The organism is Amycolatopsis kentuckyensis (assembly GCF_002155975.1).
GTDB lineage: Bacteria > Actinomycetota > Actinomycetes > Mycobacteriales > Pseudonocardiaceae > Amycolatopsis > Amycolatopsis kentuckyensis.
In genome coordinates, this window is the sequence record NZ_MUMI01000249.1 from 1 (window position 1) to 11,777 (window position 11,777).

Sequence of the window (11,777 nt, forward strand, 5' to 3'; positions counted from 1 at the left end):
ACTGATCATCGGGGGCGGCGTCGCGGGCACGATCACGGCCATCGCGCTGCACGAAGCCGGGCACGAGCCGCTGCTGTTCGAGGCGTACGACCGCGGCGCCGAGGGCGTCGGCGCGTTCCTGACCCTGGCCGTCAACGGCTTGGACGCGCTGCTCCCGCTGGGCCTCAAGGACGTCGTCCGCGGCGCGGGCTTCGACTCACCGCGGATGTCGATCGGGCTCGGCAACGGCACCCGGCTCGCCGAATTCCCCCTCGGTGGCGCCCTCCCGGACGGCACGGTGAGCCAGACCGTCCTGCGCTCCGACCTCTACGTCGCCCTGCGCGACGAGGCGGCGCGGCGCGGCATCCGCGTCGAGTACGGCAAGCGCCTGATCGGCGCGAGCCAGACGGACACGCACGTCAGAGCGGACTTCGCCGACGGCTCGCACGCCGAGGGCGACCTCCTGATCGGCGCCGACGGCCTCCGTTCCCGGGTCCGCACGATCATCGACCCGGACGCGCCGTCACCGCGGTACGTCCCGCTGCTCAACACCGGCGGGTTCGCCGAAGGCCTGGACCTGCCCGACGAGCCGGGCGTGCTGAACATGGTGTTCGGCAGGCGGGTGTTCTTCTGCCACGTCGTCAGCACGGACGGTCGCGTCTGGTGGTTCGCGAACCCGGCCCGCAAGACCGAGCCGACCGCGTCCGAACTGGCCACGCTCGCCGGGGAGAAGCTGCGCGCCGAGCTCCTGCACCTGGTGGCCCGCGACCGGACGCCGGCCGCCGAGATCATCCGCGCGACGCGGGAGATCTACCCGGCCTGGCCGACGTACGACTTCCCGACGGTCCCGGTCTGGCACCGCGGCCGCATGGTGATCATCGGCGACGCGGCGCACGCGACGTCACCGGCGGCGGGCCAGGGCGCGTCGATGGCCATCGAAGACGCCGTCACGCTGGGCAAATGCCTGCGCGACGTGTCCGACGTCCAGCACGCGCTGGCCACCTACGAGAGCTTGCGACGCGGACGCGTCGAAGCGGTGGTCGCGGCCGGCAAGCGCAACGGCGACCAGAAGGTGATCGGCCCGGTCGGGCGCGTGGTCCGCGACTTCTTCATCAAGCGGGTGTTCTCGAAGCCGTTCGACGAGGACCCGAACGCCTTCATGTGGAACCACCACATCGACTGGGACGAAAAGGTCTCCGCTTAGCGCCAGGTGTCGACGCGGTGGAAGTTCTTGTACGCCCGGCTCGGGGTCGGGCCGCGCTGCCCCTGGTAGCGGGACCCGGCTTCGCTGGAGCCGTACGGGTGCTCGGCCGAGCTCGACAGCCGGAAGATGCACAGCTGGCCGATCTTCATGCCGGGCCAGAGCGTGATCGGCAGGTTGGCGACGTTCGACAGTTCCAGGGTGATGTGCCCGGAGAAGCCGGGGTCGATGAACCCGGCGGTCGAGTGCGTGAGCAGCCCGAGGCGGCCGAGGGAGGACTTGCCCTCGAGACGGCCGGCCAGGTCGTCGGCCAGGGTGACGAGCTCGAACGTCGAGCCGAGGACGAACTCGCCGGGGTGCAGCACGAAGGGCTCGTCGCCCTCCTTCTCGACCAGCGAGGTCAGCTCGTCCTGCTGCAGCTGCGGGTCGATGTGGGTGTACTTGCTGTTGTCGAAGACGCGGAAGAACCGGTCGAGCCGGACGTCGATGCTGGACGGCTGGACCATGCCGGCATCGAAGGGGTCGATGCCGAGCCGGCCGGCGTCGAGCTCTTTGCGGAGGTCACGGTCACTGAGCAGCACGGCCGAAGCCTATCCGGTGGACTCAGGCGGCCCGCATGTGCTGCGCGTACGTCGTGTCGGGCGCGAAGATCTTCTCGAGCCGCTTCACGTACCCGCGGCGCCCGGCCTGGCCGATCCGCTCCTGCAGCGCGGTGGCCCCGGGGATGAACCGCCGCACGGTCTCGGCGGCGAAGTTGACCCCCGCGACGGCGACGATCGCGGCCTGCGCGACCGGGTCGTTCGGCAGGCCGAGGAAGTCGGCGTTGGTCTTCCCGAGCACGAGCCGGCTGATCGACGAGTGCACGGCGACGGAGACGTGCGAAAGCACCTTCCCGACGGCGCCGCGCCCCTCGCCGACGGCGGCGTTGGCCTCGATCAAGGCCTTGGCGAGCCGCTTCGAGTCGTCGTCCGGGATGAACTCGGTGGCGGCGAGCAGCCAGAGCAGGCGCCAGGCGTCCTCTTCGGAGGTGGGCAGCAGCTCGTCGTCGACACCCATGAGCCAGCCGATGTAGCGCCAGAGGTGCAGGATGTCACCGCGTTCGCGGGCGGAGTAGCGGAGGCCGAGCAGCTGCGTGCCGAAGACGTAGACGAGCGAGAAGAGCAGCAGCGTCCCGGCGGTCTGCACCTGGTTGACGGGCCGATCCCAGGCGGCGTAGTCCCAGTCGTCCCGCCGGTTCATGGCGGCGCGCACGTGGGCGTGCACGAGCCGGATCCGCAGCGCGGAGGCGTAGCCCTTTTCACCGTGTTCGAGGGCACCGGGCGTGGTGACGTCGATCCACCAGGCGGCGGTCTCGACGAGCCTCCGCGTGGCCTTGTACTCGATCTCACCGGTCCCGACCAGCGATTTCGTGGCGCGCGAAGCGAGGTAGCCGCCCATCAGCGACATGTCACCGAGCGGGAAGAGCCCCAGCAGCCCGGCCCGGGTGATGGCTTTCGCGCCGCGCGCGAGCCGCTCGTCATCGACCCAGTAAGGCTTGGCGTCGACCTGGCCGAAGAAGTCCTCGAGCGGCCCGGTCGCGACGGCCCGGTTCACCAGAGCCTCTTCGAAAAGGGCGCGCCCCTGCCCCTTGGGCTGCTGCGCCATCCAGGCAACGACGTCATCGGCGAGCTTGTCCTGCACCTGGGCGAACTCCCGCAGCCGCGCGACCTGCCGCTCGTCACCCCGGATGTCACCGTCGATGAACAGCCGCTGAGCCAGCCGGAACCCGCCGTGCCGGAACAGTTCGGGCTCGTCCATGACGCTCACCTCCACCAGTCGACAACGAGTGTTGTCACTTGCGGCGCACAAGTCAAGGAGGAGGGCGCTGGACAAGGGGATCACGGTGCCGTGTATGCTGGCGACGCGCTGCGGATGTAGTTCAATGGTAGAACATCAGCTTCCCAAGCTGAATACGCGGGTTCGATTCCCGTCATCCGCTCTCGACGAAAGGCCCCGGGCATAAAAGTCCGGGGCCTTTCGCTTTCACCGGTCAGGACCAGAAATCGTCGTCGGCGGCTTCGTCGCTCGAAACGTCCGTCAGTTCCGCGGCCTTGCCGTCGCGCATGCGGAAGACCAGGGCGTGGCGGGTGTCCAATTGTTTCCCGTTGCGCGTTCCGGTCGAGCGGTAGACGGTGATGACTTCCTCGTCGTTTGCGTAGACCTCCTCGAGCTCGACCTTCAGCGTTCCGCCGCTGCGCTCGGCCAGCTGCCCGTACATGGCGAGAATCGCGTCGCGGCCTTTGTGGTCGCCCGAGAACACGTTGTGACCGGGCATGTGCTGCACGGCGTCCGGGGCGAGGAGTTCCGACAGCGTGGCGGCGTCGCCCGCGGAAAACGCCTGGTAGCCCCGGCGGATGAGAGTGGCGTTCTGGTGTTCGGCCATGGTGGCCTCCTCGGATAGGGCGTCCGTCCATCGAACGCGCCCGTCCGGACCTCGGTCAAGGCTCCGATTTTCACGGCCCGGTAAGGAAAACACCGACCGCTACCGTGGCTCCAACCGGCGTCGCAGGTGTGCCGCGTGCGCGGCGGGCAAGCCGGTTTCCTCCGCACGCTCCAGCGCCTCCGAAGCCGACGGAGAACCCAAGCGGTGCAACAACTCTGCCCGCGACGCGTGCCACCACGGGTACTCCGCCAGCCCCGGCAGCGCGTCCACCAGCGCCAACGCGGCAGCAGGCCCGTCCCGTTCCGCCACCGCGGCCGCGCGGTTCAAGCGGACCACCGGAGTGTCCTGGACCGACAACAACACGTCGTACCAGGAAATCACCGCGTCCCAGTTCGTCTCGGCATAAGACGGCGCGAGGTCGTGGCAAGCGGCGATCGCCGCCTGGATCACGTACGCGTTCGGGGCCGACGGTGTCCGGCGCAGACCGCGGCCGACCAGCTCGACGCCTTCCTTGATCAAGGACGCGTCCCACGACGACCGGTCCTGCACCGACAACAACACCGGCGAGCCGTCCGGGAGGAACCGGGCGGCGCGGCGGGCGTCCTGCAGCAGCACCAAAGCCAGCAGGCCCAACGCCGTCGGCTCGTCCGGCATCAGCGAAACCAGCAAGCGCGCCAGCCGGACGCCCTCCGCCAGCAGCGAAACGCGGCCCGTGTAGCCCTCGTTGAAGATCAGGTACACCGTCGACGCGACGCCGGCCAGCCGAGCAGGCAGTTCCTCCGCCGAAGGCACGCGATACGGGATCCGGGCCTGAGCGATCTTCTGCTTCGCGCGCGTCAGCCGCTTCGCCATCGTCGCTTCGGGTACCAGCAAGCCCCTGGCGACCTCCGCGGTCGACAAGCCGCCCAAGGTGCGAAGCGCCAAAGCCACCTGCGCGTCCAGCGACAGCGCGGGGTGGCAACACGTGAACACGAGGCGGAGCAGGTCGTCGCGGACCACCACCGGGTCCGGGTACGGGTCGATCGACGGCATCGCGACGGCCTCCTTCCCCTGCCGCTTGGCTTCGCGGCGGACCACGTCCACCGCGCGGTGGCGGGCCGCGACCAGCAGCCAGCCCCGGGGATTGGCCGGGACGCCGTCGCGCGGCCACGTCTCCAGCGCGCGCACGACGGCGTCCTGGACCGCGTCCTCGGCCAGGTCGACGCTGCCGGTGACGCGGACCAGCGTGGCCAGTACCCGGGTGCCCTCGTCCCGGACCAGCCGCGCGACCGCGTCCCCGGCGCCGGTCACTTGCCGAAGTCGACGACCGGCCGGACCTCGATCGCGCCGTCCCAGGCGCCCGGGATCCGCGACGCGACCTTGACCGCTTCGTCGAGATCGGCGCACTCGAGCAGGTAGAAGCCGGTGAGGGCTTCCTTCGTCTCCGCGTACGGGCCGTCGCTGGTGACGAGGTCGCCGCCCTTGCCGCCGGTGACGCGGACCGTCGTCGCGGTCGCCGTCGGGTAGAGCGCCGCGCCGCCGCGGATCACCGCGGCCGCCCCCGCGCCGAACTCGTCGTAGTCCTTCATCATGTCCGTGGCCTCGGGCGTGGTCGGGTCGATGTCGGTGGCGTAGATGATCGCGGCGTACTTGGGCATGAGGTGCTCCCTCTCAGGTCCTGACCGGCGCCGATCGCCGGTTCTCACTGTAAGGACGAACGGGCGAAGCCGCGCCGGGACACTTGCCGGGAAGAAAGTCCGGCGGGCAGGGTGAACGCATGGGAGAGCCCGCGCTGTTCGGTCCGGACTTCGATCGCGATCCCTCACCGGCCTACGCCTGGCTGCGCGAACGACCGCCGCACCGGCTCGCCTTCCCCACCGGCACGTGGGCCTGGCTGGTCACGCGGTACGCCGACGCCGTGACGGCGCTCAACCACCCGTCCCTGGTCAAGAGCCCCTCCGCCGGCAACGAGGAGTGGCAGCGCTCGGGCATGGGCCTGCCGCTCGACCACCGGCCGTCGCTCGCGTCGAACATGATCAACACCGACCCGCCCGAGCACACCCGGTTGCGGCGCGCCTGCGCCGGCGCGTTCGGCCCGCGCCGGATGCAGCACCTGCGCGAGCGCGCCCAGCGGGTCACCGACGAGCTGATCGACGCCGTCGAAGCGCGCGGGCACGGCGACCTGGTCACCGACCTCGCCTACCCGCTGCCGATCGCGATCATCTGCGACCTGCTCGGCGTGCCCGAGTCCTACCGCGAGGACGTGCACGAGTGGTCGCTCGTCATCGACTCGGCCGACGACTCCGACGGTGCCAACGTCCGCGAAGCCACCGATGTGCTGGAACGGCTGGTCACCGAGGTCGTCGAGGGCAAGCGGGCGACGCGGGGCACCGACCTGATCAGCGACCTTCTCGCGCAGGAGGCCACCGGCACGCTCTCCGCGGACGAGGTGACGTCGACGGCGTTCCTGATCCTGATCGGCGGCCACGAGACGACCGTCGGGCTGATCGCGACCGGCGCGCTCGCGCTGCTGACCCACCCCGGCGAAGCAGCGAAGGCGCGACAAGATCCGCAGCACCGCGCCGCCGTCATCGAGGAGACGCTCCGGCTGCACGCGCCGCTGCAGAACGCGACCTGGCGGTTCCCCACCGAGGACGTCGAAATCGGTGGTCAGCTCATGCGGCCGGGTGACCCGATCCTCGTGTCGGTCCTGGCGGCCAACCGCGACCCCTCGGCCTTCGGAGCACCCGATGCCTTCCGGCCGGGACAGCGGTCGGCGGAACGGCGGCACATCGCCTTCGGCGCCGGGCCGCACCTGTGCATCGGCGCGGCCCTGGCCCGGCTGCAGGCCGACGTCGCCTTCGAGACCCTGCTCCGGCGTCTCCCGGGCGCACGGCTCGCCGTCGCCGAAGAAGAGCTGACCTGGTGGCCGAGCCCGATCACCCGCGGGCTCTTCCACCTGCCGATCGAGGTCTAACCCTCGACGAGCTCCCAGTCGGACTCCGGGGTCTCGCGGTCGTACACCTGGCCCGGCGCGGCCTTCAGCACCGTGCGGACGTCCGGGTACAGGTTCGCCACGTGCTCCAGCTCCAGGCCCTCGACCTCGAAGTCCTCCGCCTCGGGGACCTCGAAGCCGACGAACAGCCAGGTGCCGTCCTGCTCGCGGACGACCTGGCGGACCGCGCGCACCGGCTGCTGCGGGCCGGTCGGGATCTCGGTGAGGCCGCTGCTGATCTGGGCTTCGTCGTCCGGCGAGCCTTCGTACTTCCAGGCCTCGCGGCGCTGGGCGAGCAGCCGGATGTCCTCGTCCTCGTCGTCGGAGCCGGTCACCGACGAGAGCAGCCAGGTGCGGCGCTCCGGGTCCCAGTCGGCGGCCATCCCGGTCGGGAGGTCCGCCAGCGCGCCCAGCTGCGGCAGCAGTTCGACGGCTTCGCGCAGCGACATCTTGCCGAAGCTCTCGCGGTTGACCAGCACGTCGTCGGACAGCTCGGTGCCGTCGCTGATGAACCAGTCGTCCTCGTCGTCCAGCACGACGAAGCCCAGCGCGTCGGGGTCGTTCACCAGGGCCAGCGCGATGATGACCGGCCCTTCCGGGTCCTGGCGCAGCGGCCATTCGGTCGACATGCGTGACATCCCACCATCGGCGCGGTACGCGCGGGGAGCCGGGGTCACCCGATCGGTTAATTCATCGACTGTTGATATCTCGGGCGCGCGGGATCATCATGGGCGCATGGTGCTCTCCAAACGGGTCGCCCGCTTCAACCGCGTCGCGACCAACCAGGTTCTCAAGCACGTCGCCGGCTGGGCCCCCGGGTTCGCCACGGTCGTCCACAAGGGACGGAAGTCCGGCCGCGAGTTCCGCACGCCGATCAACGTCTTCCGCACGAAGGACGGTTTCGTCGTCGGGCTGACCTACGGGCCGGACGCCGACTGGGTGAAGAACGTGCTGGCCGCCGGCGGCTGCACCCTGATCACCCGGCGGGAAAATATTCACGTGCACGGCGCCGAACTCGTACACGATGATTCGAGGCGGGCCATGCCGGTCCCGATCCGGCAGGTCCTCGGCTTGCTGGACGTCAACGACTTTCTGCTGTTGAAACGGGAGTAGACATGATCGAGGGGGAACTCGTCCGGCTGCGCGCACTGGAGCCGGAGGACGCCGAACGGCTGCACCCGTGGACCTACGATCCCGAGGTCGGCCGGTGGATGAACAACGAACACCCCCTCTCCCTCGCTCAGGTGCGCAAGCGCTGCGAGGAACGCGCGCTCAACACCTACGAGAAGGTCGTCCTCGGCATCGAAGCCAAGGCTGAGCGCAAGCTCATCGGCCTCATCGACCTGCGCGACGCCGAGCCCGAGGTCGGCGAGGCCTACCTGGACGTCTACATCGGCGATGCCGCGTACCGGGGTGGCGGCTACGGCACCGAAGCCCTGCGCATGATGTGCCGATACGGCTTCAACGCGATGCGGCTGCACCAGATCACGCTGTGGGTGGTCGCCGAGAACGAGGCGGCCCGGCACGTCTACCGCAAGATCGGGTTCGTCGAAGAGGGCCGCCACCGCGAGTCGTTCATCGACGCCGACGGCGAGCGCCACGACATGATCCTGATGAGCATGCTGCGCGGGGAACTCAAGTGAGCAGGCGGCGCGGCGCCCGCAGCCGCCAAGCCTCCTCGAGGAGTTCGCGCAGCTGATCGACGTCGACCCGTTCGAGGTCGACGATGACCATGCCGTGGCCGTCGTAGTGCGGCGTCGTGAAGAAGGCCGCGTCGCCGGAATCCAGCAACGCGGCCTTCTCGTCGAGCCCGCACATCACGACCAGGCCGCCTTCGGCCTCGGTGCGCAGCCGCGCGAACCCCTTGCCCGCCACCTTCAGCGCGGGCGTGCGATACCACGTCGACGCCTCCACCTCCGGCAGCCCGGAGGCGAGGCGCACGACGTCTTCCCAGGTCGTCATGGGTCCATTGTCGACCCGGTGTCTTGGAGAAACCGGACCTACGGCAGGCGGGTGATCCGGTCCGCCGCGGGCGGGGCCAGGTTCGGGTGCGCGCCCAGGTAGGCGATCAGGGCGTCGAGGTCCACCGGGCCACCCGACAGGTCGGTGCCCTTGGTGAACTCGGTGAAGCCGTCCCCGCCGGCGGCGAGGAAGTTGTTCACCGACACGCGGTACGACGCCGCCGGGTCGACCGGCGTGCCGTTGACCGTGATGCCCGAGATCCGCGAGCCCTGCGGCGCGGACGCCGAGTAGCTGTAGTGCAGCGAGCTCGAGATCTGCAGGAAGCGCGTCACCGAGCCCTGCCACTGCTGCTCCAGCACGTTCTTGAGGTTCGCGCCGGTCAGCGTGATCGTCTGCATGATGTTCGCGAACGGCTGGACGGTGAACGCCTCGCCGTAGGTCACCACGCCGTCGCCCTCGCCGTTCGGCGACGACTTGTACGTGATGTCGGCGCGGATGCCGCCCGGGTTGGTCATCGCGATCACCGCGTTGTTCGTCTGCGTGCCCGCGAGCTGGGCGTCGGCGATGACGTCGCCGAGCGACGACTCACCGGCCGTGTTGCCCGCCGCCGGCAGGTCCGCGGTGATGGTCCCGACCTGCTTGTTCGCGATCGGCGCGGACTTCGTCTTGGCGTCGGCGATCAGCGCGGCGACGGCCGGGTCCGGCGTGACCGTGCGGGTGACGATCTCGTTGAACGCCTTGGTCTGCGACCGCACGACGTCCCGCGTCTTGCGGCTGATCTTCAGGTCCACCACCGACAGCAGCCTGCCGAACGACGAGCCCTGGATGACCGGGCGCGGCTGGCCGGCCGGGTCGTTGATCACGCAGTTGTACTGCTGGTGGCTGTGCCCGGTGAAGAACGCGTCGACCTTCGGCGTCACCGCCGCGGCGATCGCCGCGGCGGGGCCGGGGCGCAGCTTGCAGTCGTTCGGGCCTTCGACCTCGGTGCCGTCACCCTGGTGCATCAGCACGACCTGGGCCTTGACGCCGAAGTAGTCGAGCAGGTTCGCGGTCCGGTTGATCGCCTCGACCTCGTCACCGAACTTGAGGCCCTTGATGGCTTCCGGGGTGACGACGGTGGGCAGGTCCTTCAGCGTGGCGCCGATGACGCCGATCGGGATGCCGCCTTCGAACTTGACGGTGAACGGCAACAGCGCGGGCAGGCCGTTGGTGAAGTACACATTGGACCCGAGGAACGGGAAGTTCGCACCCTTGAAGGTCTTCTCGAACTGGCAACCGTCGGTCGGGTGGCAGCCGCCGAACTGCATGCGCTGCAGTTCCTTGTAGCCCTCGTCGAACTCGTGGTTGCCGACGACGGACGCGCTGACACCCAGCATGTTCAGGAGGTCGATGGTCGGCTCGTCGTGGAACAGCGCCGAGACAACCGGCGACGCGCCGATGTTGTCACCGGCGGACACGACGAACGAGTTGGCCACCTGCGCGCGCAGCTGCTTCACGTGCGTGGCCAGGTAAGCGGCCCCGCCGGCGTCCACAGTGGTCCCGTCCGACTGCACCACGCGCCCGCTGGAGCCGGACGGCGGCTCCAGGTTGCCGTGCAGGTCGTTGAACCCGATGATCCGGACGTCGGTGGTGGAATCCGGGCGCTGGCCCGCGGACGCGGGTGCGGTGGTCACCGCCGTCGTCGCCAGCGCGGCCGCGGCGAACACCGCGAGCCGGGTCGAAAGCCTCATGAGTGTTCTTCCTCCGATTCGCGCCCAAGGTCCCCGAACGGGCGCACGGCGGAGGATTCTGCCTCGCGAACGAGGCGGCTACCAGGGTCAAAAGACGGACGTAAAGCGAATGTCACCTAACGGCTTCCGTCGAGCAGCACCCGCGCGACGAGTTCCGGGTCGTCGTTCATCGGCACGTGCCCGCAGCCCGGCAGCAGCCGGAACACCCCGTGCGGTGCGACTTTCCGCAGGTCGGCGACGCGCGGCCGGGCGAGGATCCGGTCGTGCTCGGCCCAGGCGATGGTCACCGGGACGTCGGTGACCGGGCCGGTGAAGCGGAAGTCACCGCGGGACTGCGCCGCGGTCGGCTCGAAGCCCGGCGCGGTGGCGAGCGCGTGGGCGTCCTCGACGACGGCGTCGGGCGTCTGCCGCTCGGGCCGTCCGACGATCATCCCGGTCAGGGCGCGCCGCCCGGACGGCCTCGCGGCGATGCGGCGCACGATGTGCGGTGGCGTGCGCTGCGCGAGGGCGCGGTGGGCCTTCAGCGTGGCGATCGCGTAGATCTTCTGCGTCCGGTTCCACAGCCCGGCGGGCGACAGCGCCGTGACGCTGCGGACCAGCCCGGCCTGCCCGAGGGCCAGCGACAGCAGGCCGCCGAGCGAATTGCCGGCGACGTGCGGCCGGTCGAGCCCGAGGTCGGTGAACAGCTCCTTGAACATCACCAGCGCCGGCTCGACGCCGTACCCGCGGGCCGGTTCGGGCGACTCACCGAAGCCGGGCAGGTCGACGGCGATGACGTCACGATGGGCCGTGAGCAGCGGAAACACCGGCGCCCACGCCTGGCGGCGGTGGCCGATGCCGTGGATCAGCACCAGCGGCTCGCCCCGGCCCGCGCGGTCGTAGACAACGTCGTCCATCACCCGAGGGTAGCGGAAACCTACGACCAGCAGTAACAGTTACTTTGCGTCCACCTGGACCCTGGACCCACTGTCGGCCGACCGCTGGACGGCGTCGAGGACCTGGTGCACGCGCAGGGCGTGCGCGAAGTCCGGCAGGTCGCCCTTGAGGTGCCGGGCGTAGGCGTGCGCCACGTTGTAGGACGGCTCGGCGCTGCGGCCGGCCAGCTGCGGCAGCTCGTACCGCGCGGGCACGGTCAGCTTCTCCAGCGTGCCGGTGCGGCTGCCGCGCAGCGTCAGCTTCGCGATCCAGAACAGCGGGTCCGCGGCCTCGACGACCAGCGTGCCCTCGGTGCCGTTGATCTCCCAGTGGAAGTTCGTGGCCGGCGACGTCCCGCCGCGCAGGTGCAGTGACGCGACGGCACCGCCGGTCAGCACGCCGGTGACGGCGATCTGGTCCGGCGCGGTCATCTCGACGGACTCGCCGGTGACCTCGTCCCGCACCCGCGGCCGGACGGTCGCCATCGTCGCCGAGAGCTCGGCGAAGCCGCCGAGGACCATGGCCAGCGTGTCGACGGTGTGCGCGAACGGGATGGTCAGCATCGTCGCCCCGCCCGCGGGGTGCAGCTGGTAG

The 11,777-nt window shown here is 70.1% G+C and carries 14 protein-coding genes and 1 tRNA gene; 5 read left to right on the plus strand and 10 right to left on the minus strand.

The features are described from left to right. Position 1 precedes the first annotated feature (1 nt). Positions 2-1,183, plus strand: a complete 1,182-nt coding sequence (locus tag CCN39_RS23790; protein ID WP_086845461.1) for an FAD-dependent oxidoreductase — start codon at positions 2-4, stop codon at positions 1,181-1,183. On the opposite strand, the gene dcd is transcribed toward CCN39_RS23790, so the two are convergent. Then, positions 1,180-1,761 (minus strand): dCTP deaminase, encoded by a 582-nt coding sequence (gene dcd / locus CCN39_RS23795; RefSeq protein ID WP_003058109.1) that lies wholly within the window; start codon positions 1,759-1,761, stop codon positions 1,180-1,182. The genes CCN39_RS23790 and dcd overlap by 4 nt on opposite strands. Before the next feature lie 22 nt (positions 1,762-1,783). Further along, a complete protein-coding gene (locus CCN39_RS23800) occupies positions 1,784-2,977 on the minus strand; it encodes an oxygenase MpaB family protein (protein ID WP_086845463.1) in 1,194 nt (397 codons plus the stop codon). Positions 2,978-3,087: 110 nt separating this feature from the next. Between CCN39_RS23800 and CCN39_RS23805 the strand changes: the two genes are divergently transcribed. Then, positions 3,088-3,158 (plus strand) — tRNA-Gly (locus tag CCN39_RS23805). Positions 3,159-3,209: 51 nt separating this feature from the next. On the opposite strand, the gene CCN39_RS23810 is transcribed toward CCN39_RS23805, so the two are convergent. The 3 genes from CCN39_RS23810 to CCN39_RS23820 form a co-directional block, all read right to left on the minus strand. Next, complete coding sequence (locus CCN39_RS23810) at positions 3,210-3,602, minus strand: nuclear transport factor 2 family protein (RefSeq protein ID WP_086845465.1); 393 nt, start codon at positions 3,600-3,602, stop codon at positions 3,210-3,212. A 99-nt stretch (positions 3,603-3,701) separates the two neighbouring features. After that, the gene (locus CCN39_RS23815) at positions 3,702-4,892 is read right to left on the minus strand and encodes an RNA polymerase sigma factor (RefSeq protein ID WP_086845467.1); all 1,191 of its coding nucleotides are present in this window, start codon (positions 4,890-4,892) and stop codon (positions 3,702-3,704) included. Further along, positions 4,889-5,239 (minus strand): YciI family protein, encoded by a 351-nt coding sequence (locus CCN39_RS23820; RefSeq protein ID WP_086845469.1) that lies wholly within the window; start codon positions 5,237-5,239, stop codon positions 4,889-4,891. Before CCN39_RS23820 ends, CCN39_RS23815 begins: the two co-directional genes overlap by 4 nt. A 119-nt stretch (positions 5,240-5,358) precedes the next feature. On the opposite strand from CCN39_RS23820, the gene CCN39_RS23825 reads away from it, so the two are divergent. Then, a complete protein-coding gene (locus tag CCN39_RS23825) occupies positions 5,359-6,558 on the plus strand; it encodes a cytochrome P450 family protein (RefSeq protein ID WP_244210967.1) in 1,200 nt (399 codons plus the stop codon). Here CCN39_RS23825 and CCN39_RS23830 read toward each other — a convergent pair. Next, complete coding sequence (locus tag CCN39_RS23830; RefSeq protein ID WP_086845471.1) at positions 6,555-7,205, minus strand: hypothetical protein; 651 nt, start codon at positions 7,203-7,205, stop codon at positions 6,555-6,557. The two genes, CCN39_RS23825 and CCN39_RS23830, sit on opposite strands and share 4 nt — an antisense overlap. A 106-nt stretch (positions 7,206-7,311) precedes the next feature. Between CCN39_RS23830 and CCN39_RS23835 the strand changes: the two genes are divergently transcribed. Next, on the plus strand, positions 7,312-7,689 hold the full coding sequence (locus CCN39_RS23835) for a nitroreductase family deazaflavin-dependent oxidoreductase (RefSeq protein WP_086845473.1): 378 nt from the start codon (positions 7,312-7,314) through the stop codon (positions 7,687-7,689). Between the two features lie 2 nt (positions 7,690-7,691). Beyond that, positions 7,692-8,219: a GNAT family N-acetyltransferase gene (locus CCN39_RS23840; protein ID WP_086845474.1), complete on the plus strand. Its 528-nt coding sequence runs from the start codon at positions 7,692-7,694 to the stop codon at positions 8,217-8,219. Here CCN39_RS23840 and CCN39_RS23845 read toward each other — a convergent pair. From CCN39_RS23845 to CCN39_RS23860, 4 genes are all read right to left on the minus strand, one after another. Continuing rightward, a complete protein-coding gene (locus CCN39_RS23845) occupies positions 8,212-8,538 on the minus strand; it encodes an MmcQ/YjbR family DNA-binding protein (protein ID WP_086845476.1) in 327 nt (108 codons plus the stop codon). The two genes, CCN39_RS23840 and CCN39_RS23845, sit on opposite strands and share 8 nt — an antisense overlap. A gap of 38 nt (positions 8,539-8,576) precedes the next feature. Then, the gene (locus CCN39_RS23850) at positions 8,577-10,268 is read right to left on the minus strand and encodes a bifunctional metallophosphatase/5'-nucleotidase (RefSeq protein ID WP_086845478.1); all 1,692 of its coding nucleotides are present in this window, start codon (positions 10,266-10,268) and stop codon (positions 8,577-8,579) included. A 116-nt stretch (positions 10,269-10,384) separates the two neighbouring features. Further along, on the minus strand, positions 10,385-11,164 hold the full coding sequence (locus tag CCN39_RS23855) for an alpha/beta fold hydrolase (RefSeq protein WP_086845479.1): 780 nt from the start codon (positions 11,162-11,164) through the stop codon (positions 10,385-10,387). Positions 11,165-11,203: 39 nt separating this feature from the next. After that, the coding region (locus tag CCN39_RS23860; protein ID WP_244210968.1) for a Gfo/Idh/MocA family oxidoreductase at positions 11,204-11,777 on the minus strand (574 nt) is incomplete at its 5' end.

What these genes read in the sequence shown, in the direction of transcription:
- CCN39_RS23845 (WP_086845476.1), bottom strand. Translation starts at nt 8,538, where the DNA reads ATGACGACCTGGGAAGACGTCGTGCGCCTCGCCTCCGGGCTGCCGGAG.
- CCN39_RS23810 (WP_086845465.1), bottom strand. Translation starts at nt 3,602, where the DNA reads ATGGCCGAACACCAGAACGCCACTCTCATCCGCCGGGGCTACCAGGCG.
- CCN39_RS23835 (WP_086845473.1), top strand. Translation starts at nt 7,312, where the DNA reads ATGGTGCTCTCCAAACGGGTCGCCCGCTTCAACCGCGTCGCGACCAAC.
- CCN39_RS23800 (WP_086845463.1), bottom strand. Translation starts at nt 2,977, where the DNA reads ATGGACGAGCCCGAACTGTTCCGGCACGGCGGGTTCCGGCTGGCTCAG.
- CCN39_RS23820 (WP_086845469.1), bottom strand. Translation starts at nt 5,239, where the DNA reads ATGCCCAAGTACGCCGCGATCATCTACGCCACCGACATCGACCCGACC.
- CCN39_RS23825 (WP_244210967.1), top strand. Translation starts at nt 5,359, where the DNA reads ATGGGAGAGCCCGCGCTGTTCGGTCCGGACTTCGATCGCGATCCCTCA.
- CCN39_RS23855 (WP_086845479.1), bottom strand. Translation starts at nt 11,164, where the DNA reads ATGGACGACGTTGTCTACGACCGCGCGGGCCGGGGCGAGCCGCTGGTG.
- CCN39_RS23850 (WP_086845478.1), bottom strand. Translation starts at nt 10,268, where the DNA reads ATGAGGCTTTCGACCCGGCTCGCGGTGTTCGCCGCGGCCGCGCTGGCG.
- CCN39_RS23830 (WP_086845471.1), bottom strand. Translation starts at nt 7,205, where the DNA reads ATGTCGACCGAATGGCCGCTGCGCCAGGACCCGGAAGGGCCGGTCATC.
- CCN39_RS23840 (WP_086845474.1), top strand. Translation starts at nt 7,692, where the DNA reads ATGATCGAGGGGGAACTCGTCCGGCTGCGCGCACTGGAGCCGGAGGAC.